Annotated in this window: 24 protein-coding genes and 2 pseudogenes; 14 read left to right on the forward strand and 12 right to left on the reverse strand. The window is 41.4% G+C overall.

Annotated features, from left to right (window positions below):
* Nucleotides 1-325: 325 nt before the first annotated feature.
* The 3 genes from V7K45_RS29700 to V7K45_RS29710 form a co-directional block, all read right to left on the reverse strand.
* Nucleotides 326-1,783: a protein adenylyltransferase SelO gene (locus V7K45_RS29700; protein WP_335009077.1), complete on the reverse strand. Its 1,458-nt coding sequence runs from the start codon at nt 1,781-1,783 to the stop codon at nt 326-328.
* Nucleotides 1,784-2,075: 292 nt separating this feature from the next.
* Complete coding sequence (locus V7K45_RS29705) at nt 2,076-2,489, reverse strand: hypothetical protein (protein ID WP_335009079.1); 414 nt, start codon at nt 2,487-2,489, stop codon at nt 2,076-2,078.
* Nucleotides 2,490-2,872: 383 nt separating this feature from the next.
* Nucleotides 2,873-3,448, reverse strand: coding sequence for a GNAT family N-acetyltransferase (locus V7K45_RS29710; RefSeq protein WP_335009081.1), 576 nt, complete (start codon nt 3,446-3,448; stop codon nt 2,873-2,875).
* A gap of 601 nt (nt 3,449-4,049) precedes the next feature.
* Here V7K45_RS29710 and bioB point away from each other — a divergent pair.
* Nucleotides 4,050-5,057: a biotin synthase BioB gene (gene bioB, locus V7K45_RS29715; protein WP_292733636.1), complete on the forward strand. Its 1,008-nt coding sequence runs from the start codon at nt 4,050-4,052 to the stop codon at nt 5,055-5,057.
* Nucleotides 5,058-5,118: 61 nt separating this feature from the next.
* Here the strand turns inward: bioB and V7K45_RS29720 are convergent, their stop codons facing one another.
* Nucleotides 5,119-6,300 carry a class I SAM-dependent methyltransferase gene (locus V7K45_RS29720; protein WP_335009084.1) on the reverse strand — a complete coding sequence of 394 codons (1,182 nt, stop codon included), beginning with the start codon at nt 6,298-6,300 and terminating at the stop codon, nt 5,119-5,121.
* Between the two features lie 320 nt (nt 6,301-6,620).
* Nucleotides 6,621-6,902: pseudogene (locus V7K45_RS29725) on the reverse strand (IS4 family transposase); the annotation flags it as partial.
* Between the two features lie 260 nt (nt 6,903-7,162).
* On the opposite strand from V7K45_RS29725, the gene V7K45_RS29730 reads away from it, so the two are divergent.
* From V7K45_RS29730 to V7K45_RS29740, 3 genes are all read left to right on the forward strand, one after another.
* The gene (locus V7K45_RS29730) at nt 7,163-8,218 is read left to right on the forward strand and encodes an LLM class flavin-dependent oxidoreductase (RefSeq protein WP_335009086.1); all 1,056 of its coding nucleotides are present in this window, start codon (nt 7,163-7,165) and stop codon (nt 8,216-8,218) included.
* Between the two features lie 510 nt (nt 8,219-8,728).
* Nucleotides 8,729-10,417: an FAD-binding protein gene (locus V7K45_RS29735; RefSeq protein ID WP_335009088.1), complete on the forward strand. Its 1,689-nt coding sequence runs from the start codon at nt 8,729-8,731 to the stop codon at nt 10,415-10,417.
* Between the two features lie 13 nt (nt 10,418-10,430).
* Nucleotides 10,431-10,772, forward strand: coding sequence for a 4Fe-4S binding protein (locus tag V7K45_RS29740; protein ID WP_335009090.1), 342 nt, complete (start codon nt 10,431-10,433; stop codon nt 10,770-10,772).
* A 35-nt stretch (nt 10,773-10,807) separates the two neighbouring features.
* On the opposite strand, the gene V7K45_RS29745 is transcribed toward V7K45_RS29740, so the two are convergent.
* Nucleotides 10,808-11,002 carry a hypothetical protein gene (locus V7K45_RS29745; protein ID WP_335009092.1) on the reverse strand — a complete coding sequence of 65 codons (195 nt, stop codon included), beginning with the start codon at nt 11,000-11,002 and terminating at the stop codon, nt 10,808-10,810.
* Nucleotides 11,003-11,182: 180 nt separating this feature from the next.
* Between V7K45_RS29745 and V7K45_RS29750 the strand changes: the two genes are divergently transcribed.
* From V7K45_RS29750 to V7K45_RS29785, 8 genes are all read left to right on the forward strand, one after another.
* Nucleotides 11,183-12,241, forward strand: coding sequence for a sulfonate ABC transporter substrate-binding protein (locus V7K45_RS29750; protein WP_335009094.1), 1,059 nt, complete (start codon nt 11,183-11,185; stop codon nt 12,239-12,241).
* A 25-nt stretch (nt 12,242-12,266) separates the two neighbouring features.
* Nucleotides 12,267-13,976 (forward strand): fumarate reductase/succinate dehydrogenase flavoprotein subunit, encoded by a 1,710-nt coding sequence (locus V7K45_RS29755; protein WP_335009096.1) that lies wholly within the window; start codon nt 12,267-12,269, stop codon nt 13,974-13,976.
* Between the two features lie 209 nt (nt 13,977-14,185).
* Nucleotides 14,186-14,887, forward strand: coding sequence for a class I SAM-dependent methyltransferase (locus V7K45_RS29760; RefSeq protein WP_335009098.1), 702 nt, complete (start codon nt 14,186-14,188; stop codon nt 14,885-14,887).
* A gap of 100 nt (nt 14,888-14,987) precedes the next feature.
* The gene (locus V7K45_RS29765; RefSeq protein ID WP_335009100.1) at nt 14,988-15,449 is read left to right on the forward strand and encodes a GNAT family N-acetyltransferase; all 462 of its coding nucleotides are present in this window, start codon (nt 14,988-14,990) and stop codon (nt 15,447-15,449) included.
* Nucleotides 15,450-15,623: 174 nt separating this feature from the next.
* Entirely contained in the window at nt 15,624-15,851 is a 228-nt protein-coding gene (locus V7K45_RS29770) for a 4Fe-4S dicluster domain-containing protein (protein ID WP_012408944.1), read from the forward strand.
* A gap of 17 nt (nt 15,852-15,868) precedes the next feature.
* Entirely contained in the window at nt 15,869-16,828 is a 960-nt protein-coding gene (locus V7K45_RS29775) for a HEAT repeat domain-containing protein (RefSeq protein ID WP_335009102.1), read from the forward strand.
* Nucleotides 16,829-16,926: 98 nt separating this feature from the next.
* The gene (locus V7K45_RS29780) at nt 16,927-17,628 is read left to right on the forward strand and encodes an HAD family hydrolase (protein ID WP_335009103.1); all 702 of its coding nucleotides are present in this window, start codon (nt 16,927-16,929) and stop codon (nt 17,626-17,628) included.
* Nucleotides 17,629-17,900: 272 nt separating this feature from the next.
* Entirely contained in the window at nt 17,901-18,944 is a 1,044-nt protein-coding gene (locus V7K45_RS29785) for an Mrp/NBP35 family ATP-binding protein (protein ID WP_335009105.1), read from the forward strand.
* Here V7K45_RS29785 and V7K45_RS29790 read toward each other — a convergent pair.
* The 3 genes from V7K45_RS29790 to V7K45_RS29800 all read right to left on the reverse strand — a co-directional run bounded on the left by V7K45_RS29790 (nt 18,922) and on the right by V7K45_RS29800 (nt 21,296).
* Nucleotides 18,922-19,503, reverse strand: a complete 582-nt coding sequence (locus tag V7K45_RS29790) for a beta-class carbonic anhydrase (RefSeq protein WP_335009107.1) — start codon at nt 19,501-19,503, stop codon at nt 18,922-18,924. The genes V7K45_RS29785 and V7K45_RS29790 overlap by 23 nt on opposite strands.
* A gap of 164 nt (nt 19,504-19,667) precedes the next feature.
* Nucleotides 19,668-20,540 carry a CmcJ/NvfI family oxidoreductase gene (locus V7K45_RS29795; protein ID WP_335009109.1) on the reverse strand — a complete coding sequence of 291 codons (873 nt, stop codon included), beginning with the start codon at nt 20,538-20,540 and terminating at the stop codon, nt 19,668-19,670.
* 84 nt (nt 20,541-20,624) lie between these two features.
* Complete coding sequence (locus tag V7K45_RS29800) at nt 20,625-21,296, reverse strand: glutathione S-transferase family protein (RefSeq protein ID WP_335009111.1); 672 nt, start codon at nt 21,294-21,296, stop codon at nt 20,625-20,627.
* A 300-nt stretch (nt 21,297-21,596) separates the two neighbouring features.
* Between V7K45_RS29800 and V7K45_RS29805 the strand changes: the two genes are divergently transcribed.
* Both V7K45_RS29805 and V7K45_RS33130 read left to right on the forward strand, forming a co-directional pair.
* Complete coding sequence (locus V7K45_RS29805; RefSeq protein WP_335009113.1) at nt 21,597-21,746, forward strand: hypothetical protein; 150 nt, start codon at nt 21,597-21,599, stop codon at nt 21,744-21,746.
* A gap of 152 nt (nt 21,747-21,898) precedes the next feature.
* Nucleotides 21,899-22,448: pseudogene (locus V7K45_RS33130) on the forward strand (transposase).
* A gap of 712 nt (nt 22,449-23,160) precedes the next feature.
* Here V7K45_RS33130 and V7K45_RS29815 read toward each other — a convergent pair.
* The 3 genes from V7K45_RS29815 to V7K45_RS29825 all read right to left on the reverse strand — a co-directional run bounded on the left by V7K45_RS29815 (nt 23,161) and on the right by V7K45_RS29825 (nt 26,157).
* Nucleotides 23,161-23,484 (reverse strand): hypothetical protein, encoded by a 324-nt coding sequence (locus tag V7K45_RS29815; protein ID WP_322693331.1) that lies wholly within the window; start codon nt 23,482-23,484, stop codon nt 23,161-23,163.
* A 309-nt stretch (nt 23,485-23,793) separates the two neighbouring features.
* On the reverse strand, nt 23,794-23,973 hold the full coding sequence (locus tag V7K45_RS29820; protein WP_335009118.1) for a high light inducible protein: 180 nt from the start codon (nt 23,971-23,973) through the stop codon (nt 23,794-23,796).
* Nucleotides 23,974-24,423: 450 nt separating this feature from the next.
* Nucleotides 24,424-26,157 (reverse strand): R3H domain-containing nucleic acid-binding protein, encoded by a 1,734-nt coding sequence (locus V7K45_RS29825; protein ID WP_322729406.1) that lies wholly within the window; start codon nt 26,155-26,157, stop codon nt 24,424-24,426.
* Between the last annotated feature and the right edge of the window lie 7 nt (nt 26,158-26,164).

Consider the following 26,164-nt stretch of genomic DNA (forward strand, 5'->3'; position numbering starts at 1 on the left):
TGACTCAAATCAACACCACTGTTTTGAGTTTAACCATTGAATTTTACCCACTTGACAAGACTCTAATTTTCTTAACTTGACACCAATGGCATCTTTCCCGCCCTAATTATGCAAATTAAAGCTGGAACAGCTTACCACTCACCAAGCACAAAAAGTCATAATATAGCGGTTCTCAATTGTATGGAATACAGACCTAACCCCCAGCCCCTTCCCTGCTAGCGTTGGGGAGTAAGTCTCAAAGCCTCTCTCCTAAAAGGAGAGAGGTCAGAGTGTATTGCATACAAATGAGAAGTACTATCTTAAAAAGAAAGTAGCTGGAAATTGACTACCTTCTAGACTGAATTGCCTTGATTAAGTCATAAAAAGGTTGCCAATTATCTTCCTGAGCAATTGCTTCCCAAATCGATTCAATCACAGGTCTTAATAATACAGTTTTGGGGTTATTAACAGCTAGAGTTTGAGCAATTATATCAGTGCGATCGCTATCAAAATCATTCAAGATTTTGTGGTATGCTATGCACCAATCATCAAAAATTGCTGATGCGCCCGGTACTGGTACAATATCTGAACTATTCATTACAAAACCTGGTTCATCTCGCCATTTAGATGAAAAAGTGCGAGCCATCTCATAGAAGAATTGGTGATAACCAACTTGGCTCGCTTTCAAGAATTCAATCGTGAGATTTAAGAGTTCTTTAGCTTGTGGATGTTGCAACTCTACAAAACCCAACTTTTTCAACATCAAAGAACTATATTCAGCTTGATAATATTCATCAAACCTAGCTAAACTAGTCTCCATATCGCCTTTATTAATAATCGCCTTTAAAGGTTCCTGGAGCATTTCTAAATTCAGCTTGCAAATAATTGGTTGATTACTGTAACAGTAGCGTCCAGAATAGTCAAAATATGCAGCTATAAAGTATGGGTCATAAGTAGGGATAAATGCATAAGGCCCATAATCAAAGCTTTCTCCCGTAATCGACATATTGTCAGTATTCAGGACTGCATGACAAAAGCCAGCCGCCATCCACTGCGCTACTAGTTGTGCAACCCGTTTAACTAATTCGGCGTAAAACAAGCCATATTTATCTTGTTCAGTACTTAAGTGTCGATAATACTGCTCAATTACGTGGTCTAATAACTTCTTAGTTAAATCTGGACGCTGGAAATAGTGCAGTCGCTCAAAAGTGCCAAACCGAATATGCGAACTGCTCATCCTAACCATCACAGATGAACGGGTAGGTGAAGGTTCATCGCCCCGCCAGAGTGGTAAACCTGTTTCAATCATGCTCAGACAGCGCGAGGTACGTACACCCAAGTAGTGCAGTGCTTCCGCAGCCAGAACTTCCCGCACCCCACCTTTAAGCGTGAGCATACCATCGCCACCACGGGAGTAGGGCGTTCTCCCAGAACCTTTAGTGCCAAAATCGTATAATTCGCCATCATTGGCGCGTACTTGCCCGTAGAGAAAGCCTCTACCATCACCCAACTGTCCGTTATATTCACCAAATTGGTAGCCGTGGTAACGCAGTGCTAACAACGGTTTGCGTCCCTGAAATTGGCCAAAGGCTGCGATGAAATCTTCGTCTTTGACTACTTGGGGGTCTAGACCGAAACGGGGTAATAGTTCATCGTTACGCCAACGCAGGAGGTGTTGAGGAAATTCTGCCGCTGCAACCTCATCGTAGTAGTCGCCACCTAGAGATTCTAAGGCGGTTTCGTAGTTGAGGGTGAGAAAAGGATTGCTAGAATTCTTGTCGTTTGGAGTTTCAGCCAGAGTCATTACGAGCAAAGCTAATTCATTCTTCCTTTAATACTACCTCTGGCTTCAGCATCATCAGCATAGACGCAAAAAGCGATCCATATCTAAAATCTGGCAGGCGCACAAAATAACCAACTGAATTTTGGTTTCTGACTCCTGACTCCTGACTTCTGTTTTGATAAAGTTTTGCATATAAAAAAATAAGACTGGCTCAACCGAAGTTTGGATAAAATCTGCCAGTCTTCTGAAACTTAAACTTACAGCTATTTTCAGGTAAATAGACCATGTGGTAAGGGCGCAAGGGCTTGCGCCCCTACTTAGATGTTGTTTGTGATACCTGTGAAGCTAGAATTTTTTTCACTTGCAGGTTATAAGCTTGCAAAATTGATTGAACCTGTTTCTGTTGATCTGGATTCAGATCCAAAGATTTTAACACTATTCTGATTCTCTGACGGGATTGCAGTGCTGCTTTAAATTTAGTATCTTGGGACGGGTTTAATAGAGCCTCAATATCCTTGTCTCTTTGCTGGCGAGCCGCTTGGATTTGTAGACGCTGTTGCTGTGTGAGTTTGATAGGCTGGTGTGATGCAGCACTAGTCTGAGTTTTTAAGGCTGGTGTAGTGCTGGGATTTGGGCCTGGTGCTGCTAAAACAACTCCGTTTAAGACGGTAGCAAAAGCGAAGATAGTAGAAAAGACAGATAAGCGCTTTATAGAATTAATGAGCATTTTAAAAAACTCCTCAACTGTTTAAGAAAATTGGACACATCGGCTAAAGCTAACTTTAGTAACTCAGCTAGTTAGCGAACAAATATTACTATTGCATTTGCCTGTGGAGTTGTTGTGTATTTATGATGAATTTACTATGAATTTGTAGAGGTTACAACTGATATATTAAATTCATTCTCATATAGATATGATAGTATTGCGAATAGCTGTAAGAGGGGTATTGCTCAAATATTCCAAATGAGTATTTGAGTGTAATTTAAGAACGACTTATTTGTATAAATTGACTAAGAAGGTTAATAATTATGAATTATAAATAAACTGATTTAAAAGCAGTTTTAATAGATAAGTTAAATAAATAATATTGACAATAATCCTCAGCTTGTTTAAATTTTAGGTTCTTTCCAATAAGGATTTGTAAGACTTGTCAAAATATGATCTTCCCATTGCCCATTAATTAATAAATAGTCTCTAGCGTATCCTTCAACGACAAAACCGAGTCTTTTGAGTACATTACCACTGCGCCGATTGTGAGGCATATAATTAGCCATAATGCGGTGAAAATTTAACTCTTCAAATAGATATTGAGTTGCAGATTTTAAACCCTCTGTCATATATCCTTTACCTTGTTGATTTTCAGCAAGGCTATATCCCACATAGCAAAAATGAGCGGCTCCTCGGACAAAATTACTAAAATTGACCGTTCCAATAACTACAGTAGGATTTCTTTTGGGAAAAATAAATAATTTTAACGATTGCCCATTGATAAATTCTAGAAAACTATTCTCTATTTGATATTGCCAATATTCTTCAGTGAAAAAACCATCAGCCCAAAGAGGGTAAAATGGAGTGAGATAAGTTTTGTTACCAATGAAGTATTTGAGAATTTGGGGTATATCTTCATGGATCGCTGCTCGTAATAATAGGCGATCGCTTGCAATTATTGGCAGTTCTGATATCATAAATTACTCAATCGGCGGGATCTCTTCCCAAAACATTCTCTAAATTTTATAAATTCTCTCATAACCTGTGGTTTAGCAGCTAGGGGGAATATAATTCGCACGCCAGTTACATAAGTCTTGCTAATGTCTAAAACTTCTTTATGAGAGGCTACACTTCTCTACGAGACGCTGCGCGAACGATAAAGCTTTCTTACCACGCCAACAGCAAAGCTCAGTACAAGTTCTTAATGCTCAATGCAATACTTCTCGGTTACGCATTTTTAATTCGGAATCGGGTTTTGGGAAAAGGTTACTGGGTTTGGGTTAAAGGTTTTTTCTTTTCCCTTTCCCCTTTTCCCTTTAGCCGAGAAGTATAAATGCCCAATGCCCTTTACAAAAACAAAAGACAGAGTGAGTATTTTTGCTCTTAATCTGCCATTCAACCAAAATCTTGATAAGCTGATGTCTAATATCTAGAGCGGAACGATTGAGAGCCAATGGGTGATAAAGCACAGTCCAGGGTACAACTTCGATAAAATAGCTTTGCCCAAAGGCTGTACCGCAGCAGATTTAAGCAAAAGACAGCTTAAGATTTAACCCAGTCTACAAGAAGGATAGTGATGTGGTGGGAATACGCTACGATTGGCAGGAATTAGAGATTCGGGCGATATACAACACGCCATTGCTAGAGCTTATTTATCAAGCTGCTAGCGTGCATCGCCAATATCATGACCCAACAAAAATACAAGTTTGTAAGCTTATATCTATCAAAACCGGAGGGTGTCCAGAAGATTGTAGCTACTGCGCCCAATCTTCCCGCTATAAAACAGAGGTAAAGGCGCAAGCACTCCTAGAAAAGGAAACGGTAGTTAACATCGCCCAAAAAGCTAAAGAAACTGGTGTTAGTCGCATTTGTATGGGTGCTGCTTGGCGCGAAGTCCGGGATAACTCACAATTTGAGGAAGTCCTGGAAATGGTCAAGGATGTGACTGCAATGGGTTTAGAAGTGTGCTGCACTCTGGGTATGTTGACGGCAAATCAAGCTAGAAAATTGTCAGAAGCAGGACTTTACGCCTACAACCATAACTTAGATACCTCGCAGGAATATTACAGCACAATTATTACCACGAGAACATATAGCGATCGCTTGAACACAATTGAGAATGTCCGTCAGACAAATGTTACTGTTTGTTCCGGCGGTATCCTGGGCTTAGGCGAAACTGTCGATGACCGGGTTGGGATGTTACAAACTCTGGCAAACTTACATCCCCATCCAGAATCCGTGCCAATTAATATTCTTTCACAAGTACCGGGAACACCCTTAGAAAATCAGCCTGATGTCCCCATTTGGGATATCGTGCGGATGATTGCCACAGCCAGGATTTTAATGCCAGCTTCCGATGTGCGTCTTAGTGCTGGAAGGGCGAGACTTTCTCAAGTTGAGCAAGCTTTCTGCTTTATGGCAGGAGCCAATTCTATCTTTTCTAGCGACGACAACAAGATGTTGACGGTGACAACTCCCTGTCCAGATTACGATACTGACCGAGAAATGCTGAATTTACTTGGTTTGGGAATGCGTCCGCCTTCCCAAAGACAAGAGAAGGTGGCAAGTTCGGCTGTTGTAGGATAAATATCTCATTGTGGGATAGCCGAAAAGCCCATCCCACAATGATATTTTCTACTTTAATTCTTTAAGCAGGTGTCAATAAAATCAACTGCTGTTGCAGGAGCGTTCTTACCCCATCCAATCCCAGTTCTACATTTGTCAATATCTCTGCAACTGTGGAGTTTTGATCGCATCTTTGCATAAACTCAAACTCTGCTACAGACAAATTAACAATTTGGTAATCGTAATTAAAGAAACATTGACTGGGAAATCCCTCAAGACAAGGATTCAGTTCGGGAATCGCTGCCAGTAGGGTCTTATCTTCCGACCAGTCAGCTTTGATTAAGGGAGGACGACCGAGGAAAAACTCGTAATGAGTCACTTCTGGGTCTAATAATTCTATCAGGCGATAAAGCTGGCGATCGCTCAATTCTTTTGCCCGTTCTACTAACTCTGGTGCTTTACCCAAAAGTCTCTCTAAATCCCAGAAACTCGGATTCGAGAAACCAATAAATTCCAATCCCGAAGCATCGATTAATTCAAATAGCGTTTCAATGTTGTAGTCAATTTCTTGAGGATGAACGTACATATCAGCAAAGTATTCATCCTTGTTGTTTTCTAGCGACCAACGTTGTTTATCGTATTTGACAATTCGGTTATTTTCTGGTAGAGAAGCAAATATTTGTCGCCCGACTTGGACACCATCGCGGTAGTCGCCTTTTTTGTCACCTTGAAGAAGTGCGATCGCTTTTTGCATGAGTTGAATTTCCCAACGCCCCAATTCCCCATACACAAAAATGTGCATTAAGCCGCCTGGGGCTAACTTCTTCGCCAAAGCTTGAATACCGCGAATGGGATCGGGAGTATGATGCAAAACGCCAACACAGTTAATTAAATCAAACTCACCCGGTAACTGTTCTACATCAAACAAACTGAGGTGATGAAATTCAACGCGGTTAGCGCCTGAACGCTGACAACGTTCTTTGGCTACAGCTAAAGCGCCAGTACTGAGATCAATTCCCACAACCGAAGCTTGAGGATTGAGGTGAACCAAGTATTCTGTACCCACACCCGTACCGCAACCTGCATCTAAAATCCGAATATCTTGCCTTTGGGGTTTTTGACCTGTGCAGAAGTTATGAGCAGCTAGCCAATTCCAGCGCCAGTTGTAGCCTGGAGGTGGTTCATCCAACAGGGCTTCCGGCGGAAAGGGGTAGGTATTGTAGAGTTTGGCAACAGCAGCACTAACAGTTTGGGAATCGGACATGATGAGGAATAACGCAGCATTTCTGAGTTTAGCGGATAGGGGTGGTTAGAGCAAAGATTACTATTACCTGAGTTCGGGTTAAGCCAGAAGCTAAAAAGCTTATTCTGTCAGGATTGAATAAAACTGGAATTGATCAAAGCAGGGATAAAAGTGGAATCATTTTGTCAATAAGGTTCACAAATGAAACTAATCTCAGCAATATGCCTTATTGACAATAGATGAAAACAGAGCTTTAGACCGGACAACGATAATTCAAGGCTTTTGAGGATTTCTTATCCCGAACTCAGGTTACTATTGCTTATTTCAATACCATTGCCAATTTACGAGGCTTTAAAGCCCGTAGAAACGGCATGAATACGTCCCAAAGAAGTAAGCTTGGCAAAAATCTGATTTAATAAAATAGGCTCAGGCATTTCCGGAAGCATTTTTAAGATTTCATTAACATATCGAAAACCACGGTAGTGAGCCTTAAGGTCAATAATGCCGGAACCGGGATTGTGGTGACGAAAATCAGCGAGAAGATGGTGGGATAAATTAACCATGAAGAATGCTAGATTAGCAGCATTAGTCACAGCAGTTTGTCCCAGGTTCATAAAATCTTCGTGATATTCCTAACATAGTTACTCGGCCGTTCATTGCTAACATAGCCAAGATTATTTGGTTCAACTGCCGCATTGTTGTAGCGTTTATCTGTGGTAGCAGGCATTGTAAGAGTGATAGGATGTCGAACATGGGCAAAATTGTAGTTTTTGAGTTGTCGTTTGGGAAGACAACAACTCTACTACAGAACGCCCTCTCTCTTCATACTCTTGTTTTGGCGAAGGTATTATCTCCTCAGTCCCCATTTAATTTGGAGGCAAAAATGTCAGAACCACGCTATGGTATTTGGGTTCCTGTTGGGGGTAACTTTGGCCCTCTCAATACACCAGATGAACCGATTGATGCTAGTTATGAACGCACGCGATCGCTAGTATTAGAAGCAGAACGTTTAGGATATGTCACCACTTTAGTCGCACAGCACCTTGCCAATCCCCGTAGTCTGGATTTAGAACAGTTGGAAACTTGGACAGCTTGTGCCGCGTTAGCTGAAGCTACGGAAAGTATAGAAATTATTGCCGCGATTAAACCTTTATTATTTCATCCAGCCGTTCTAGCCAAGATGGCCCTGGGAATTGATGCTATAAGTCATGGACGTTTTGCCATAAACCTAATTAGTGCTTGGTTTCGCCCAGAAATGGAGCGTACTAATATCCCCTTCCCTCCCCATGATGAACGTTATCGCTATTCTGGTGAATGGTTGCAGGTTGTTAGAGCTTTGTGGAGCGGTGAGAGGGTGAACTTCGAGGGTGAATATTTCAAAATCCAAGATTTGAGCCTCCGACCCTTCTCTGTTGCTCAACCCTATCCTCGTATCTACCTGGGAGGAGCATCAGATCCAGCACAGATTTTAGCAGCTCAACAAGCTGATGTTTACTTCATCAACGGTCAGCCGATTGAAGATGTCCGTAAAGTAATTAAACAAGTTTTGAGCCGACCACGTTTCTTAGCCCAACCAGTCCGCTTTGGTCTGTCAGCCTTTGTCATTGCCCGGACTACAGACGAAGAAGCGCAAGCAGAACTAGAACGACTCATGGCACTGCAAAAGTTGGAAGAACAATATAAGTTAAGTGTTGCTAAAGGAGTTGATGCAGAAGCCGTCATGTTCCAACTCTTTGCCAAAAACCCTGCTGTTGGCGGCAATGGTGGCACAGCCGCAGGATTGGTTGGCAGCTATGATACAGTTGCAACTCGCGTTGCAGCTTTTGTTGATGCAGGTATCGATCCTTTCATGCTGCAATTTAATCCCTTTGTCCGGGAGATGACACGTTTTGCCCAAGAAGTTATGCCTCGCGTGCAACACTTGCAAAAAGTTGCTTAATTGTTGGCTGAAAGGAGGCAGGGGGCAGAAGGCAGAAGAATTTTAGATTTTAGATTTTAGATTTTGGATTAAACAATCTAAAATCCAAAATCACAAATCCAAAATTGAGGGGGTAGGAGGAAAGAATTTATTTTCCTTGTGTCATTCGGTTTCAAGTACACCAGTTCCAACCGGATAAGAAATTAACTTGCAAGGCTTAATGTTTGAGAAACTAATAATTAGAGTATCATGCTAAGTGTAATTAGCCGTACACACTCTTTGTATATATTGTGCAAACTCTATCTACTGCATAATTTAGTCAGACAAATCAGCGATACCTCCGGTATAGCTACTGCTAACGCAAGTTTATAGACAAAAAAACAGATGAGCAAAACACGCCAGTATATTAGCTCATTGGCGAAGATGGCACCGATGACGAATTACTAGCAAAAAGTGGTGCTTAAAGGTTAGGGAAAATGCAGGCGGGTAGATTTTTGCCTGTAGAAGCCCCTCACACTGGCAAAGAAATATGTGACTGCCAAAAAGGAGGACAAGGAATTGCTAACAGACAATGAACTACACCTATCTGCTGATGTACTGGTAATTGGTGGTGGCCCTGCCGCAGCATGGGCAGCATGGGCAGCCGCATCCCAAGGAGTCAAAGTCATCATTGTTGATAAAGGTTTTCTGGGTACAAGCGGTGCAGCTGCTGCCAGTGGTAACGGTATCATGGCTCCTTCTCCAGAGAATTGGGACAAAGTTTTATCGGAGCGTTATCGCATAGGAAAAAACCTCGCTAACTCACGTTGGATTGAGCGTGTGATCGAAAAAACTTGGCTCAGTTTGCCCTTAGTAGAAGATTGGGGCTATCGTTTCCCCAAGGAAAATGGGGAATCCGTGCGTCAGAGCTATTATGGGCCTGAATATATGCGGGTACTTCGTAAAAACCTCTTGCGTGTTGGTGTGCAAATTTTCGACCAAAGTCCGGCTCTAGAACTTTTATTGGCTGACGATGGCTCAGTCGCTGGGGCAAGAGGTGTGCAGAGGCAACATCATCGTAGCTATACCGTTCGTGCTGGTGCAGTAGTCTTGGCGAATGGCGGTTGTGCATTCTTGAGTAAAGCATTAGGGTGCAATACTAATACCGGTGATGGGCTGCTGATGGCAGTAGAAGCTGGTGGCGAACTCTCTAGTATGGAAGCTTCCAATCACTATGCAATTTCGACCGCTTTTAATGCCACAGTGACGCGGGGTGTTCCCTTTGGCTGGGCTAGTTACACTGATGAAGCAGGTAACGATCTTGGTGGCTATATCAATGGTCGTCGCGATCCATCGTTCCTTCCCAATGCTCTTCTGAAAGGCTCCGTTTATGCTCGTTTGGATCGAGCCACGCCTGAAGTCAAGGCAGTAATTGAAAAGTCTCATTTCATCTCTTTTCTACCGTATAAAAAAGCTGGCATTGATCCCTATACAGAACGAGTGCCTGTAACGCTAATTTTAGAAGGTACAGTCCGTGGTACAGGTGGAATCCGTTTGACGGATGATAGTTGCGGTACAAAAGTTCCTGGTCTCTACGCCGCCGGTGATGCTGCATCACGGGAGTTTCTAGCCGGGTTAGCTTCTGGAGGCGGTGGCCCCAATGCTGCTTGGGCAATCTCTACAGGGCAATGGGCTGGAGTTGGGGCAGCTACCTTTGCGAAAAGTCTGGGCGCTCAAGCAAATGAACGGGTTGCGCGTCCTGCTGGTCAAGTGGGATTGCGATCGCCTATGGCGGGGCGTAGCTCATCGCCTTCACCATCTTCGGAAACATTCGATAGTGAGGCGATCGTGCGCGGCGTACAAGACCAAATGTTCCCGTTAGAGAAGAATTATTTGCGTTCTGAGCAGGGACTTCTGGATTCCCTCGCCAAATTAGAAACCCTGTGGCAGCAAGTACAAGGGAACCCGAAACAAGATACAGTGCGCGATGTGGAATTTTCTCGTCGAGCGGCTGCTCTGACGGCTGTAGCGCGATGGGCATACTTTAGTGCTTTACATCGCACGGAAACACGCAGCGAACATCTTCGTATGGACTATCCCGAAACCGATCCAAATCAGCGTTATTACCAAGCAACTGGTGGCTTAGAAAGACTTTGGGTGAGGCGCGATTGGATTAAGGATGCGATCGCTACACCACCAGCACTAACCACTCAAACCACACCCTCTGTATCAAAGTTGTAATAGGAGCAGAATCATGATCGAGCTTGTCAGCCATAAACTCTGTATCAATTGCAATCTGTGCGTTCAAGTATGCCCTACCAATGTCTTTGACTCCGTACCTAACCAGCCACCTGCGATCGCTCGACAGGAAGACTGTCAAACCTGTTTCATGTGTGAAGCATATTGTCCTGCGGATGCGCTCTATGTTGCACCCGAATCTCATATCAATGTTGCAGTCAATGAGGATGAATTAATTGAAAGTGGCATCATGGGTGAATATCGTCGCATCTTGGGTTGGGGATATGGCAGAAAAAACAATAGTGAATTAGATACTGCTCATAAACTACGCCAACTACCGCGCCCCTATCAAAGTTAATTTCAGTAGGCTTGATTCTTAAGAGAGGGATACAACTAAGGATCAAGCCGAATGGCACTAAGAAAAGCTATAAGCTTTGCTCTAACTGGTTCCCAGCCTGGAGGCTGGGAACCCTTCTCGGAGGCTCCGCCTCCAGTGGCTTGACCAGAGGCAGAGCCTCTTGGAACACATTCCCAGTTTTCAGACTGGGAACGAGATGACACAAGCCTTTCGCCTTTTCTTAGTGTCATTCGGATCAAGCCTTTGCAGTCATGGAGTGCAAGTTTTTGGTCAGGTTAAGTATTTTACCCCTAGACATACTTTTTCGGATCTTGCATTTGCAGCTTATATATGTGAATATTCCATCATAAAATACGGTAAATTGCCTGATTTATCGTAGTATTTATATTGCTTATAGTTTAAATGTACGTATGCTCGCCAAGTATTTACCAAATCGACTGATGAAGATTGTCAGCAGCCTTCTTCAAAATTATGAAATATCTAGAATTGGCATATTTGCCTTATTCTTTACCTGCGGGTTAACTTTGACTCTTGTGATATCTGCGTGTTCTGCCAACAATACAGGTAACTCTGTAGCAACACAGACAGCAAATCAAGGTGTGGTAGTTCGTATCGGCTATCAAAAAGCAGCAACTATTCTCAGCGCTCTCAAAAACCGAGGCAATTTAGCGCAAACTTTAACGACTGCTGGTGCTTCAGTGACATGGGCAGAATTTCCCGCCGGGCCACCCATGCTAGAAGCAATGAACGCAGGTAGTATTGACTTTGGCTATACAGGTGAATCACCACCAATATTTGCCCAAGCCGGAGGTACTCCCTTGCTTTATGTTGCTTACGATCCTTGGAGTCCCAAAGCTGAAGCAATTATTGTACCGAAAGATTCACCAATTAAAACGGTTGCTGACCTGAAAGGGAAAAAATTAGCCTTTGCTAAAGGCTCGAACAGTAACTATCTTGTTGTCAAAGCTGTAGAAGCTGCCGGATTAAAGTATAGTGACATTCAACCAGCACATCTAACACCAGCAGATGCCCGTGCAGCATTTACTGGTGGTAACGTTGATGCTTGGGCAATTTGGGACCCTTACCTAGCAGCAGTTGAACACGACACAAAGGTTAGAAAATTAACAGATGCGACAAATTTAGCACCGAATCGGGGTTACTATCTTGCGCGTCAAGAGTTTGTTAATTCTCATCCAGATTTGTTAAAAACCCTGTTAGATGAAGTCAGCAAAGTAAATGAATGGGCAACAAATAATCCAGAAGAAGTTGCCAAGTTTTTAGAACCAGAGTTAGGGATTCCCGCAGCAGCATTAGAAATTGCCGAAAAACGGCGAAAATATGGCGTTTTACCGCTAACAGATGAAGTAATCACTCAGCAACAAAACATTGCCGATACTTTTTACAAAATCAAGCTAGTTCCCAAGCAAATCCAAGTCAAAGATATTGTTTGGAACGGTAATAAATCTTAGAAGTTTCTCCTACTCGCAAAAGCTTATGGACATCAATACCCAACAAATAAAAACGGATGTACTTGTCATCGGTGGCGGTACGGCCGGAACAATGGCTGGAATTAAAGCCAAACAAGCGAATCCCGATGCAGAGGTGCTGATCTTAGAAAAGGCTAACATCCGACGGAGTGGTGCGATCGCAATGGGTATGGATGGCGTAAATACCGCAGTCATTCCCGGACATTCCACCCCAGAACAATACGTCCGTGAAATCACCCTAGCCAATGATGGGATTGTCAACCAAAAAGCCGTATATCAAACAGGTAAATTAGGTTACGAAGTCATCCAAGAATTAGAAAGTTGGGGTGTGAAATTTCAAAAAGATGCCCAAGGAAACTATGACTTAAAACAAGTGCATCGTGTGGGTAAATATGTCTTACCTATGCCAGAAGGAAAAGACCTCAAAACAATTCTCACTCGCCAAGTTAAACGCCACAAAGTCAAAGTGACAAATCGCGTCATGGCAACCCGCGTCTTAGTCAAAGCAGGACGTGCTATTGGTGCAGTAGGATTTGATGTCAGAAACGGTGATTATATTATCATTCAAGCTAAAGCAGTCATCCTATGTACGGGTGCTTGTGGCAGATTAGGATTACCTGCTTCTGGCTATCTCTACGGCACTTATGAAAATCCTACCAATGCCGGAGATGGCTATTCAATGGCTTATCATGCAGGTGCAGAACTTAGTAATATTGAATGCTTTCAAGTTAATCCTTTAATCAAAGATTACAACGGCCCCGCCTGTGCCTATGTTGCCGGGCCTTTTGGCGCACATACAGCCAACGCCGAGGGAAATCGCTTCATTAGCTGTGACTATTGGAGTGGTCAAATGATGTTGGAAATCTGGAAAGAATTAAATTCTGGAAAAGGGCCAGTCCAATTGAAAATGACCCATCTCGATGAAGATACAATCGCTGAAATTGAATCAATACTGTGGGCGAATGAACGACCGAGTAGAGAACGTTTTCATCAAGGTAGAAATGAAGATTATCGCACTCACGGCGTAGAGATGCACATTTCTGAAATAGGCTTATGTAGCGGTCATAGTGCTTCTGGTGTGTGGGTAAATGAAAATGCTCAAACAACCATTCCAGGTTTATATGCAGCCGGAGATATGGCTAGCGTTCCCCATAATTACATGATTGGGGCATTTGTTTTTGGTCGCATAGCCGGAACTCATGCAATTGAATATATCCAAGATTTGGATTTTATTGAACCAGATACAGATTTTTTAGAAGCTGAAAAAGCCAGAATTTATGCACCTTTAACTCGTCCGAATGGTGTACCTCACACCCAGGTAGAATATAAATTAAGACGCTTAGTTAATGATTATCTGCAACCACCAAAAACAGGTAACAAAATTGATATTGGCTTGAAACATTTTGTGCAATATCAAGAAACATTAGATTTGATGGGCGCTCGTGACCCTCATGAATTGATGCGTAGTCTAGAAGTTCATTTTATTCGCGACTGTGCAGAAATGGCAGCCAGAGCATCATTATATCGTCAAGAAACTCGTTGGGGGCTTTATCATTACCGCTTAGATTATCCAGATAAAAATGATGATGAATGGTTTTGTCATGTCAACTTAAAGAAAGATGAATTAGGGGAAATGGCATTGTTTAAACGTCCTGTAGATCCTTACATTGTAGATGTAAATTTACATCATGAAATTTATGATATAGCAGCGAGATAAAAATGAAATATTTATTTTAGGATTTTGATAATACACAAATGGATTTTTGCTATTACAACAGAAAATATCAAAATTTACCACAAGAAGCAAAACCAAATGTTTATGATAAGTGAACTCTTAAATTTGCTGGAATTGTTTAACTAACATTTTTTTATTTAAAACTAGATTTTAAATAGTTTATTGTAAATTCTTTTGAAGAATTTTCTAATATGTCTATATATAATTCAATTGGTCAACAATACTCAAAAACTCGCGTTCCTGATATCCGTATTGTCAATAAAATAATTGATTTACTGAATTTACCCAAAGGTAGCATTATTGCTGATATTGGTGCTGGTACTGGTGGTTACAGTCTAGCGCTAGCTAATAAAGGATTTTTTGTTAATGCTGTTGAACCTTCTGTAGTTATGCAAAAACAAGCAGTAGAACATCAGCAAATTAAGTGGTTTACTGGCTATGCAGAAAATCTACCTCTACCAGATAAGTCTGTTGATGCTGTTGTAAGTATCCTAGCAATTCATCACTTTTCTCATCTCGAAAAAGCTTTTCAGGAAATGCACAGAATAATTAGAGATGGGGCAATAATTTTGTTAAGTTTTGATATTAGATTAGCTCAAAAGATATGGCTTTATGATTATTTCCCGTTTTTGTGGGAAGATGCGTTACGATTTTTACCACTTAACAAACAGGTTAATTTAATCCAGAGTAATACTAAAAGGCGTGTTGAAGCTATACCCCTTTTGTTACCATACGATTTATCTGATTTATTCGCAGCAGCAGGCTGGAGACGGCCAGAGTTATATCTTCAAGCAGAAGTACGCGCGGGAATATCATCTTTTGCATTAGCTAATCAAGATTTAGTAGAACAAGGAGTAAAGTTACTTGCAGCAGATTTAAGTAGTGGAGAATGAAGCAAAAAATATAGTGATATTCACAATTTGACAGAGATTGATATAGGCTATCGTTTTATCCGTGCAACGCTGGATAACTAGATAATTGTAATTTTAAATTATGAAAAATAAAGTTACTGTAGGTGAGAAAATTAAAATTAGACAAGCTGAGATTAAAGATGTAGAGAGAATTGCTAGTCTTTGCGGACAACTTGAATATTCTGTGACAAATCAACAAATAGAGCAGCGCCTTACTAAAATTAAAAATAACGATGCTCATATTGTGTATGTTGCCACTGTAGAAGATGAATATGTAATTGGTTGGGCGCACGCTCATATTTGTGAATCAATAGTTATTCCAACTCCAGCGATTATTTTGGGATTAGTTGTAGATAAAGATTATCGTCATAGTGGAATTGGACGTTTTTTGATGCAACAAATTGAACAGTGGGCTTCCCTGGCTGGATGTGATAGTGTTCTGTTACGTTCTAATCTTAAACGCAAAGAAGCTCACTTGTTTTATGAGAAAATTGACTATAGCAATATCAAGCAATCATTAACTTTTCAGAAAAAATTCATTTAGTGAAAAATATGTGGTTAGTTAATACATTTGCCATTCACTGTCTGCTTGCTGAACATCTACGATTTAAGCATTTGAATGAACTACATCGTATCCATATAAACAACCTACAATCGTGAGATAATTCATGCAAGCTTACCGTTTAGCAGTTTCAATACAAAATCATGGAGTTATTTTATGGCTTTAATTAATCAGAGAATAGATGTTCCTGTCATCGTTGATGAATCTAAATGTCTAGAAAAATGCACAGCCTGTATTGAAGTTTGTCCCTTAGATGTATTGGCAAAAAATCCAGAAACAGGCAAAGCCTACATGAAATATGATGAGTGTTGGTTTTGTCTACCTTGTGAAAAAGAATGTCCAACCAATGCAATTACTGTGCAAATTCCCTTTCTATTACGTTAACTATCTGGATAAAATTAATGAATGATGACCTCAACCATTGGATAGAAATGTTGCGATCGCCTGACGTAAACGATCGTATAGTAGCTGTCAAAACTTTGCAACATCTCGGCGATGACGAAACAATCGATGCTTTAATTATCGCTTTAAAAGACGAACATATTACTGTTCAAAAAATAGCAATATCTGCCCTTTGGGAAATTGCTAATACTGTTGCCATTCCTGCCTTAATTGAATGCCTCGGTTCAGCAGATACAGATATTCGCACTGAAGCCGCATCAGCATTAAACGAGTTAGTTACACAAGATGAATTGTTACTTTTACTAGATAAACTCCAAAGTAATGATGTAAATATTCAATTAAATATTTTAGTGCTTTTGCGGAAGATACATGATATTCAATCTTTACCCGACATTTTACCATTTTTAGAATCAAAAAATCCTGACTTAAGAGAAGTAGCTATTACGACACTGCGATATATCAATCAACTAGAAAAATGTCCACAAGCTTTAAATTTAATCTTTGATGAGGAAGCAAGTGTACGTCGTGCTGCTGCTTTAACTTTAGAGCATTTACAAGATGCAGAAGTGATTACAATCCTTTGTCAAGCACTTACAAATGATAGTGACTGGCAAGTTCGTCGGAATGCAGCGAAATCTCTGGCTATTCATGCAAATAATCAAGCAATTTCAGCATTAGAAATAGCTTTAAATGATGAACATTGGCAAGTGCGGAAATCAGTAGCACAAGCCTTGCAAAAAATTCCAGATATTCAAGTTATGCCGAGATTAATTCAAGCCTTAACAGATGAATATGCAGATGTCCGCAAAGAAGCTGCGATCGCACTTGGAAATTTAGCTCATCCCGACGTTATTAACCCCCTACAACAAGCCTTAGACGATCCTGATAAGGAGGTGGCTATTCAAGCGCAACGGGCAATTCAAAGGTTACAAAGAGATATTGTTTTTAACGCGGAGTAACGTTAAGTAAGCGCGCAGAGACACAGAGTTTTTTCTGTCCTTATTTTTATAACCTCAGAAAAAACTTTGAATTTAAATTTACCTCTATAGTTCAACATATGATTAAAGCCGTATTTTTTGACCTTGACGATACGCTGATAGATCACAATACAGCAATTAGAAATGCAGCAAGTACATTGTTTAAGAAAATCATTCCCAATAGCGAATATGAGTTAACATTATTTCAAGAGCAATGGATATCTTTAACTCGTAAATGGTACAAACGGTTCTTTGCTAAACAAGTCTCATTTCAAGAATCGGGTAGAAGAAGATTAAAAGAAGCATTCTCGAATTATGGATATCAATTTTCAGATCCTGATGCAGATAATTTATTATCAGAGTATTGGGAAGATTACATCAGTAAATGTCAACTATTTGATGATGTGGTCAAGTGTTTTGCACAATTAGAAAAATACAAGATAGGGGTACTTACAAATGGTCAAGAGGCACAGCAGCTTGAAGTACTTAAACGCTGTGGTATTCTACCTGTTCTGGATGTGGTTGTTACTTCTGAAGCAGCAGGATTTGCCAAGCCTGCACCTCAAATTTTTCAGTATGCTTGTGCCAAACTAGGAGTACAACAAACACAGAGTGTTTATGTAGGGGATAACCTTGAATTAGACGCGATCGCGGCTAGCAATGCTGGTTTAATAGGAATTTGGCTTAACCGCCGCCATAGAAATTTAGGGGCATATCCTCTGATTGTCAAACAAATTAATGGGTTAAATAGACATCTCCGAAAAAGAATTGTTTTGACGTAGCAGTGCTACGTCAAAACAAGGGTTCTGGGTAACGCATATTTAATTTCTGGAGATGTCTTATGATTTATTGAAATTAGGTTTATAGAAGTGGAATCAAGGGAGCCAGGACTTTCCACTCCATATCAGTTAAGTCTAAGTCTGCGCGATAAGGCTTTCGTGCCATAAGTTACTATGTAATTACACCGTATATGAGGTATATTATACTTTCGTTAATTCGTTGCTAATCGCCTCTAGATTTACTTTATAAATAGACTCTGAGAGAGTTGGTAATAATGGTGCAATCAGAAGTTAATTTTTACCAGCAAGAAGTAGTTGAAATGCTTAAACAGGTTATTGAACCAACTTTAAAAAATGACATCGTTAGTTTGGGAATGGTGCGAAATCTCCGCATAGTTGATGACTACGTTTACTTACGTTTATATATTGGTTCTCATCAGCATCAATTACAGCCAGAAATTCAATCTAAATTATCATCTCTATCTTGGTGTAAAAAAACTTATATTCAAGTTTGTACAATTCCCGGTGTTAAAACAACTCTTGCAGTTTCTAGTGGGAAAGGTGGTGTGGGCAAATCTACAACAGCCGTTAATATCGCCGCAGCTTTAAAATTACAAGGTGCAAAAGTAGGATTATTAGATGCTGATGTTTATGGCCCCAATGTCCCTCAAATGTTGGGTTTAGGAAAAGCTGATATTCAAGTGATTAATACTCCTACAGGTGATAAGTTTTTACCTCTAGAAGTTCAGGGAATAAAAATAATATCAGTGGGTTTACTTGCAGAAGCAAATCGTCCGTTGGCATGGCGGGGGCCTGTATTGCATAAAATTATCACGCAATTTTTGCAAGATGTGGAATGGGGAGAATTAGATTATTTATTGATAGATTTACCTCCCGGTACAGGTGATGCTCAAATTACAATTATCCAAGAAAGCCCAATTTGTGGAGTCATTTTAGTGACAACTCCTCAACAAGTAGCTGTTGCAGATGTACGACGTAATATATATATGTTTCGTCAAGTGGGTGTTCCTGTCCTTGGTATCGTTGAAAATATGAGTTATTTAATTTGTGGTGATTGTGGTTCGCGCACACCGATTTTTGGTAGTGGTGGGGGCGAACAATTAGCCGCAGAATTACAAGCCCCTCTGTTGGGACAAATTCCCATCGATCCCCGCATTTGTAGCGGTAGTGATACTGGAAATCCGATTGCGATAAGCGAATATGCTTCACCAGCAAAGGAAGTTTTTACACAAATAGCTACTTCATTAAATACTACTTTTACGTTACACGATAAAACTACACAGCTTGACCAAGCTTAGTAGCTTCAGGAACTTCAATCAATTGCCCTGTTTTAACATCGTAGATATAGCCATAGATCGGAATTTCATTCGGAACTAATGGATGCAAACGAATCCGTTGGACATCTGTATAGACGCTTTTGGCTTGGTCATCAATAGTCAACCAATTGATAAACTTGCCTTCGCCCGATCCCGATCCAGATCCAATATCTGACCAACCTCTTTCATCTAGCTTGGCTGTTTTGAGGCTACTAGAAAGTAAATTACTGATAATTTCATTAGTGAAGGTTTCCATCCCGCAATTAGTGTGATGAATTACAAACCATTCACGCGTACCAAGTAGTTTGTAAGAAATCACTAAAGAGCGAATCGCATCATCGCTAGCACGTCCCCCTGCATTGCGAATTACATGGGCATCTCCTTCAGCTAGTCCAGCAAACTTAGCTGGATTGAGCCGAGCATCCATGCACGTGAGAATTGCAAACCGACGAGATGGGGGTATGGTGAGATTACCTTTATCACCGAATTTATCAGTGTAACTAAGATTAGCTGCCAGAACTTCTTCTACAATTTGGCTCATTTTGAGTTTATGTGGGCGATCGCTTGATTAGCAAACCAAAAGCTAAATTCCTAATTACCCTAGTAGTCTGCCAACCCAAAATTGTTAGGTGAGGACTGGGAAAAGGGGAAAGGTTTTTAATCCCTTCCCCTTTTCCCCTTACCCTTTACCCCATCAAATTCCATCTATGCGGGGTAAAAAACTAATGTTCGGAGTTCGATGCTTTCTCGTGGGGAAGCGTTGGCTGGGCTGGTGGGGTCTTCAAAGGCTGTATGGGCAGCAAAACGGGCGTGTCCGTCTTCTGCGGAGTCGAAACATTTGATAAATACTGCTTCGTCTCTGTGCATTTGCGGGAAGTAGAACCATTTATGTTGGGAGTTATACGTGACTCCGTATGTCTCACCAACCCGATCGCGGTACACAAGATCGCCAGCTACAAGGTCTGTGGGTGCGATACTTTGCGCGTCACACAGTGCTAAGGGTGACTCTTGGATTGGTTGTGCGATCGCTCGCCAAACATTGATGATGGCAAATCGTTGTTTTAAGAACGTATCAATATCATCATCATCTATGCCTCGTGCTGCTAGTTCCAAACGGGCGCGAGTATAGCCAGATTTGGCGGTGAAGTCGTTGTGTACGCGCTTGGCGGGTTCTTTAATATCATTCTCACCTGGCTTTGACTGACCGGCGTTACGCAGGGTGCGATCGAATATTACAACCTTAGTTCCGCCTGTCAACTCTTTTAACAATTGCTCGGCTTCTGGATAGTAGACGCGGCGTACTTCGTCTTCATCGTAAAAGTTGTGGACATTAGTATTATGTCCAGTAAAGGCGAATCCTTCTCGATCTAACGAGATGTTCTCTGAGATAGAGCGAGCATTGTAAATTGGCAGTTTGTACGTCTGATAAGTTGCATTCGTGCGGGGAATCCCGGCTGGCGGTTCGTAAGTATAGTTAACAGGTTTTTCTGCCATTGGAATCAGGTAACTGAGGTTGGCCTCTACGTATGGCAGTTCTTGGGAAATCGGTCTATCTAGAACTTGGTTATTTAAGCTCATAGGTCATCCCATTTTGGATTTTAGTTAATTTTTGGTCAATACTTAACAGTTAACGGTTCACTCCCATTACCATACCTTTGTGTCCTATTTTTGAGATGCACCAACGGGAACAGGTTCACCGAGAACTTTGGCGAATCTTTGCAAATAGAAGTCCACAGGGTTTGCTACTGCTTGGATTGAGGAGCGATCGCTTAACCTGTTCCACCATGTCTGCAAACGAGGTGTTTCTGCTGGTAGTGTGAATTTGCGGAAGTGTTCTAAGAGTGGTAAACGTTCAAACCAAGGATAGAAGCTGATATCTACTAGGCTAAACTGATCTCCTAATAAATAATCACCTTTGCCTAATCCTTCTTGTTCAATATATAGAAGTGCTTCTGTGAACTCTTTTCGTCCTTGTTCCTGTTCTTGGCTATCTTTACCACGCAGAAATTTGTTAAAAGCCGGGACAAGGCGAGTATTAGCGTAGTCTATCCAAATCCGAGCGATCGCTTTACCTGCGGGATCGCGGGGTAACAAAGGTGGTTCTGGAAAAACTTCCTCTAGATATTCATTGATAATGGCGGACTCGTAAATTTCCACATCCCCATGTTTGATAGCCGGAACTTTACCATAGCCTGAAATCTGCGTGTACCCATCTGGTTTATTTTGTAAATCAATTTCTATCGGGGTGAAGTCAATACCTTTTTCCAGTAAGACAACACGAGTCCGTTGAGAGAAGGTAGAGGCTTTGGCAAAGTATAGTTGGATGTTGCTCATGAAATCTTTTCCTTGTAATAATCGTGATATGTAGACTATTCAACCTAAAGCAATAAAACAGAAGCTTTTCATGAGCGATCGCCCACTATGGATGAAAGAAACCATTCTGTTTTCTTAGGAGCTAGATGTGTTGATTGGCAGGTATCTACGTTAGTTTAAATGATATACTACAGTTTATCGGTCGATTTAATGTATTTTAAATAGTATACAGTCTTTATGAAAATATGCATACCTAATTATTAGTGTAACTAAATAAATAGCTTGACATAATCAGGCGTTTGTGGTTCGGGATTCTTTTTGTTGGCTGTGGCGTTTATCGCTTATCGCAATCCTTACTGGACGCATCTGGCAGCTAAACAACTTGGATACGATAAACTTGGGCTTGTTCAATGCGATCGCGCTTGGCTGCGTTCTCAACTGGGTTTAATTGAACGTAAGTTCGACGGTTAGGGAAGCGCAAAAAGCTTGCTATGTTTGGATCTGCTCAAGTAAGTATACAAAAAGGCGATCGCTACAATTGATTGAGAATCGGTGAAAAAGTCACAAAAGAAGGCCGAGACTAAAAATATCTAAGAAAAGTCAAGGTCAGGGCTTAGTCTACCATTGTATCTCGCCTCGACCAGAGTGCAAATTTTCTGCGACGTAGATGATTTCTGTAACCAATGGGAAAATAAGAAGGCAGCAAGTACCACAATTGCCATCGACAATAGGAGAACGGCGCAGCACTTCCCGAATGCATCTATCAGAAGTGATGACAATAGTCATTCCAATGTAGACGACCGAAAACCAGTCCCAGATATGACTAAGGATTAAGAAAGTAAACTGTTTGGTGACAGAGGATAATCTGGTCAAAAGTTATTTGAGGAGTTATATGAGCGAGGCTTGCAATTAGTGACCAAATCGAAAAAGAAAATGAAAAACCGTTTAGTAAAACTGATTGACAAGATTTTATTACGCAAACGGGCAGTCATTGAATCTGTCAAAGACCATCTGAAAAATATATGTCAAATAGAACACTCTCGCCATCGTAGTCCATTTAACTTTTTGGTTAACTTGATGGCTGGTTTAGCTGCTTATACCTATTTGCTTAAAAAACCTTCGATTGATATTTACCCAAAAGATTTGCCTGCACTACCTCCTGCTATTTTTTAGTTCTCTTAAACTCACGCTTTATTAGATATTCTTAGTCTCGGCTTTTTTTGTCATTTTTTTACCGATTTTCTATTAATCGTAGCGATCGCCCTTCTCTTAAAAACTTTTTGGTTTACTGCTAATAGGGATTTTAGTTGATTGCGATGCGAGGCATTGTCTTTGGTGGGCGACCTTCAGCTTTACGTTTCAATCCCTAATAGGGATTTTAGTTGATTGCGATATGTGAATTCGTCTTGTGGCAGTTCAAAAAGCTTCATTTCAATCCCTAATAGGGATTTTAGTTGATTGCGATCTAGATTTGGAAGATAATTTAGGAGATCTCTTGGCAAATTTCAATCCCTAATAGGGATTTTAGTTGATTGCGATCGCAGGCGTCTGAAAGACTTGTGTTATTTGGTTTTCAAGGTTCAATAGTGCGAATGCAAAAATCATAACATAAGGAGTGGAATTGTGCTAAATGTAAATAGCTGAAACTCAGTCTACATAAGGTGCGCGGATGGTTTTAAGATGCTACAGCCCTCAAAACGTTGCATATACGGCAATTCAGCTATTTTTGTATTCCCCCCTTCCCCAACACCTACCCATCCGCGCATTTAGCTAAAAAACTAATCCGATTGGAAAGCTGTTTACTATAGATATCCCACTCAATTAGGTCAACTGGTTTTAAGGTGATGCCTACGCCTACGCAATTCCATTATTCCCAAGACTAAGCTTATTTGGCAACGTCTTCAAAGTCTGTTATCGCACAAGCAAATTCTCTAAAAGCTGTTTTAATCAGAACCTCTTTCGTTCCTCTTTCTAGGGAAGAGTTGCGGATAAGGTCTGTTAATTCTATGAACAACATAGAAAACATAAAACGATCTTGGCGGTCAACTTGTTTCAAGCAAGACGATATAAACTGATAAAGCTCTGTTTTTCTGGGTTTGGTTTGTTCATCCCATATTTGCAAACCAAGCCGAAAAGTTCTCAAGCGGATTTCATTGGTGTTGAAGGACGCGTCTTTGTAGCGGACTGATACGCGTTGGGGTAGTTCCATGAGTTTTAGCTATACATATTCAATGTAAAGTAATTATTCACTTATATTTTGGCTCAACCGGAAAAATCTGATATTTTGCACCAATTGGCAATAGCCGCCAGATATTAGAAACGAATGATTTGCGTGGAATATAGAGAGTTATGTAGGGTAGTAGTTCGCCAAGTTCACTTGGCGGGGTAAAGGGGAAGGGGGAAGGGGGAAAGGGTTTAAATCCCTTACCCTTTTCCCTTTCCCCTTTCCCCAGTCCTCACTTAGTATTTTTGGGTTGGCAGACTAGTAGAGCGGCTGTACTACCCTACGATCGCCAATTTAGAGGATACCCCAGAAATGGAGTAGCCCTTTACCAGAAAAAGCTTCAATCAAAATCGCAGAGACAAAACCAATCATTGCAAGACGACCATTCCAATTTTCACTCTGAGGAGTGAAGCCAAAACGCACAGCATTAGGATCTTCTGAAATAATAGGCGCAGGATTCTTAAAATCCGACATGAGCATAACTCCAAAGTTCAAGTGTTGTAGCAGTTATAACTGTCTGTAAAGTAATGTAACAGATGTTTAAAAAAAAGCAAGATTGAGTGAATTAGGACTTACTCACTCTTTACGAATTCTTTGTCTATAAGACGCTGCGTGATGTTGATGATAACAGCGAATTAGTGCGAGAAAATTGGACTATTAGCTTGAGTATAGATAATGATTTTGGCGATTTTTGATGGTTAAAGCGCTTTTCAAATGCATAAACTTTTCTCGTAAAAGGTTACGCTATACGCATAAGTTATCCCATTACCCAAAAGTTCCCCAAAACCTCACCCTGTCCTATCCTTACTAAGGAGAGGGACAGGTTGAGGTATCTCAGGGGCTATCTATGAGACTAACCGTAAATTACCTTGACAAAGGCTTGTGTGTACATCGTAAGTAAACTCTTTGATAGAGTTATTAAAGTTACGCTGGATAAATCCGTAATCTTCTATTTGGTTCTTCGCCAAAACTATGCGACTTGAGGCGATAATGTTCTACCAACTCATGTTGCATTTTGCGGACTTGGGGAGAACGTGGCAATAACTCGACTGGCTGTCCTTTAGGAATCACAATTTGCTCAACGGCAAGTCTAGCTTCTTCCAAGGCATCCATCTCATCATCGCTACCATTGTGCAAAAACAATTGTAGTTCTCTATCGTCGGCCATCTCTGGGTCGTCGATATTCAGCAACCGCCGCAAACCACGGGTAATTTGGGGAATGGTGCTGGACTTAATCATGTGAATGGGTACATGACGAGCTTTAGCCATTTGGCGTAATTTGGCGTGGTTTTTGACGTGCGATCGCAGTGCTAAAATTGCATCAGCACTATCTATATCTTTTGTCAATACTACGGGCAAAGTTAGCACGCTAATCACCTGTTCCAGTTGGTGACGGCTAACCCCATAAGGGTAAACGTGCAATGGCAAATCTTCACCATTCGGCCCTGGCACTCTTGTAGCAGCATCAAAATCAATGCTTTCAGAATAATTGAAGGATTCATCCAGCAAACGGTCAAACTCACTGCGCCCTGTTACCCGTTCTACAGGCAATTGGGGTAGTGCAACCATTTGTCCAGATGAACGCCAGCCATTAGACGGTCGCGCTGGTGGGAAAGAATCCTCTACTGTTCCTAGCTGTCCACCACGACCATTAACAACAGCTAACTGACGTGTAACTGCAATTTTGCCGTGGTCATCAACAGTTCTGGTTTGTGGAGTAGGCTGACGCCCCCGCAGTAGATTATCTACGGTATCAGCAACACTTTCGTGTACTGTCCAGCGTTGGCGTTCTAACATTTCTACCGCAATTTCAAAGGTAGGCGGGGCTTTCCGCTCCAAAACGGTCTTTTGAGAGCCTCGCCGTCTGGCTTCATCGTCTCCCAACGTCACAGCTTGGATACCCCCAACTAAATCAGCCAGGGTGGGGTTTTTAATCAGGTTTTCGATCTGATTACCGTGAGCAGTACCTACCAACTGTACGCCCCGTTCCGCAATGGTACGAGCCGCTAAAGCTTCCAATTCCGTGCCAATTTCATCAATGACAATGACTTCTGGCATGTGGTTTTCCACTGCCTCAATCATCACCTGATGCTGTTCGTTTGGATGAGCCACTTGCATCCGCCGAGCGCGACCAATGGCGGGGTGGGCAACATCACCATCCCCAGCGATTTCGTTGGAGGTGTCAATAATCACCACTCGCTTATGCAGATCGTCCGCTAAAACACGGGCTATTTCCCGTAAGGCGGTAGTTTTGCCCACGCCTGGACGCCCCAGCATGAGAATCGATTTACCAGTTTCTACCAAGTCGCGGATCATGCCAATGGTTCCGAATACCGCCCGACCAACGCGACAGGTCAAGCCAATAATCTTACCAGTGCGGTTGCGAATGGCGCTGATCCGATGCAAAGTTTGCTCAATTCCTGCCCGATTATCTCCGCCAAAGATTCCGACTCGTTGAATGCAATCATCTATTTGTTCTTGAGTAACGGGTACTTCGCTCAAATACTCAGCTTGATTAGGAAAGCGAGCCTCTGGGCGACGACCCAAATCCAAGACCACTTCTACTAAACTATCTCGTTTGGGATGACTCTCTAGTACTTGTTGCAGGTCTTGGGGCAAAATGTCTAATAACTTTTGGAGATCGTCTGTAATCGTCATGCGTTCT

The organism is Nostoc sp. (assembly GCF_036917375.1).
Lineage (GTDB): Bacteria > Cyanobacteriota > Cyanobacteriia > Cyanobacteriales > Nostocaceae > Nostoc.